Raw genomic sequence first — 2,266 nt, 5'->3', positions numbered from 1 at the left:
GTAAGCGATCAGCAAACCCCATCTTGGAACTGAGCTTTCCAGGGTAACAACGCTTCGATGTCCACAAGGTTTTGCGCCCGAGGCAGCTCTGTAAAAACCCGGCGGAGATAATCGTAAGGTGCGAGCTCGTTTGCCTTGGCTGTTTCGATCAGGCTGTATAGATTGGCGCTAGCGGCTGCACCCGACACGCTGGCACTGAACAGCCAGTTCTTCCGCCCGACCACGAACGGGCGGATCGCATTCTCGGCGGGATTGTTGTCGATAGACAAGCGACCATCTTCTACATAGACCGTGAGCTTTGACCAGTTCTTATCAAGGTACGCTAACGCTTTTCCGAGCAAACCCTTGGGTAAAGTGTTGTGTAAGGTTTTGTCGAGCCAATCGCGGAGCCGTTGTAGCTGGGCGACGCTTTCGCGCTGCCTGACCTCGAAGCGAGCATCGGCGTCGCAGTCTTTGATTGTGCGCTCGATCGCATAGAGCTTGCCGATGAGGCTAATCGCCATGTCGGCTTTGCCGGCCTTCTTACTCGCTTTTTGCGCTTCCACGAACTTGCGACGAGCGTGAGCCCAGCAGCCAAGCTGCGTAACAGTTTCGCCTGCCACAGCATTGTATCCGGCGTAGTCATCGGTTTGCAGGTAGCCCGAGTAGCCCTCGAACAACTCAGTAGCCACGGCACCCCGGCGACTGTCGGCGTAGTGGAAGAGTCTGATTGGCTGCGTAGGTGGTCCGCCGACCCGCACCCACATATAGGAGTGACTGGTGGCAGGTTTGCCATCCTCTTTGAGGACCTGTACCCGAGTCTCATCGCAGTGCATCACCGGGTAGCTCAGGAGCTTGTCGTTAAGCAGGTTGATCAATGGCTGGATCAGCTCACCGGACTTGATCATCCAGTTCGCCAGAGTATTCCGGGGAAGCTCTATGCCGGCACGGCCAAGAATCGCTTCGAGTCGATACAGCGGCAAGGCATCCTGGTATTTGGATACGGCAATATGCGCAAGCAAGCCGGGGCTGGCGTTACTCTTAGGAATCGGCTGCGCCGGCAGTGCGGCGGTTTTGACGGTGCTCTCGCATTGCTTGCAAGCGTACTTTTTACGAACGTTGACCAGCACACGGATTTTGGCAGGAACGATATCGAGCTGCTCGCTGGATTCTTCGCCGATGGCCGTGAGTGCGCAGCCGCAGGCGCAGTGCTTGTCTTCATCCGGCAGATCGTGTTCGACGCGGACACGGGGGAGGTCCGTTGGCAGGGGCTTGCGTCCCGCTGCCCGGGCCCGAGCTGATTCTTTGGGCTCCGGAGCAGCGGCGGCTTCCTGTTCGGCAAGAACGGCTTCGGCGGCGTCGGCCAACTCCGCTTGGTTAAACAGTTCAGTTTGGTCGGGACATTTTTCGGAGCGCGCCGCGAATTTGCGCAACCTTTCTAGATGCAGGTATTCTTCGAGTAGCTCGACTCGCTTGGCCAGTTCTGCGATGACACGGTCTTTGCTGGAAAGCTCTGCTTCCAGTTCCGATATCGTCTTTGTTGGGTTGTTTTGTGCCGCGCTCATAGCGCGGATTATACCAGTGAGTGGCTACGCAACCGAGCCAAAATACAGTGCAGTGTGAGGCTGGTTATTGAAGATGTCGAAGCCGTCGAGCAGCCAGTTCAGCTGCTGGCCAGACAGGTTGACAGTCTCCTCAACCTTCGGCCAGCGGAAGCGCTGTTTTTCGAGACGCTTGTACCAGACGATGAACCCGTTGCGCTCCCAACACAGAAGCTTGATCTTATCGCGACCGCGGTTGCAGAACACAAAGATCGCCTCCATGCTCGGGGACAGCTCCATCTCCTGCTCCACGAGCACGGACAGCCCGTCGATGGATTTGCGCATGTCCACCGGCTCGGTATGAAGATAGACTTGCACATCATTAGCGGGTCTAAGCATCTTGGGTTGCCTGTGCCGCTTGATAGATCAGAGGCAATACGGCGGCCAGGCTGCTGGTTGGAGCCTCCAGCAAAACGCCGCCCGGCAAATGTATTTTGACCTGCGGAGGAACCGATGCTGTGCCGAGCGAAACGAACTTTTTTTGGGGCACATCATCGACCAAGCGTTTGCGCCAGTAGCCAAACGTTGCCACAGAAATGCCCTGGCTTTCGCAGTAGGCTTTCTGGGTGAGGTCACTTCGCTGCCAGGCATCAACGTGACGCTGCCAGTGAGAACGTTTTTCTGCGGTGGTCATGCTACTCTCCTTCTGAATAGTGAATCAGGAGGCTAGCAGGACCGAGCACGGG

Annotated in this window: 3 protein-coding genes; all 3 read right to left on the bottom strand. The window is 56.8% G+C overall.

What is annotated here, in order from left to right:
* Positions 1 to 8 precede the first annotated feature (8 nt).
* From tnpC to tnpA, 3 genes are read right to left on the bottom strand one after another with little or no spacing between them, the layout of a single operon-like run.
* A complete protein-coding gene (tnpC, locus tag ACURWW_RS17155; RefSeq protein ID WP_458618520.1) occupies positions 9 to 1,544 on the bottom strand; it encodes an IS66 family transposase in 1,536 nt (511 codons plus the stop codon).
* Positions 1,545 to 1,568: 24 nt separating this feature from the next.
* On the bottom strand, positions 1,569 to 1,919 hold the full coding sequence (tnpB, locus tag ACURWW_RS17150) for an IS66 family insertion sequence element accessory protein TnpB (protein ID WP_445618373.1): 351 nt from the start codon (positions 1,917 to 1,919) through the stop codon (positions 1,569 to 1,571).
* Positions 1,912 to 2,214: an IS66 family insertion sequence element accessory protein TnpA gene (tnpA, locus tag ACURWW_RS17145; RefSeq protein WP_458618519.1), complete on the bottom strand. Its 303-nt coding sequence runs from the start codon at positions 2,212 to 2,214 to the stop codon at positions 1,912 to 1,914. The genes tnpB and tnpA overlap by 8 nt, the downstream gene beginning before the upstream one ends.
* Positions 2,215 to 2,266: the final 52 nt, after the last annotated feature.

It is taken from the genome of Gilvimarinus sp. F26214L (genome assembly GCF_054401055.1).
Note: the sequence above shows the minus strand (reverse complement) of the source record. Positions and strands in the feature narration are given on the sequence as shown.

Bases quoted from the DNA above. Each gene is read 5' to 3' on its own strand.
- tnpC (WP_458618520.1), bottom strand. From the start codon at position 1,544: ATGAGCGCGGCACAAAACAACCCAACAAAGACGATATCGGAACTGGAA.
- tnpB (WP_445618373.1), bottom strand. From the start codon at position 1,919: ATGCTTAGACCCGCTAATGATGTGCAAGTCTATCTTCATACCGAGCCG.
- tnpA (WP_458618519.1), bottom strand. From the start codon at position 2,214: ATGACCACCGCAGAAAAACGTTCTCACTGGCAGCGTCACGTTGATGCC.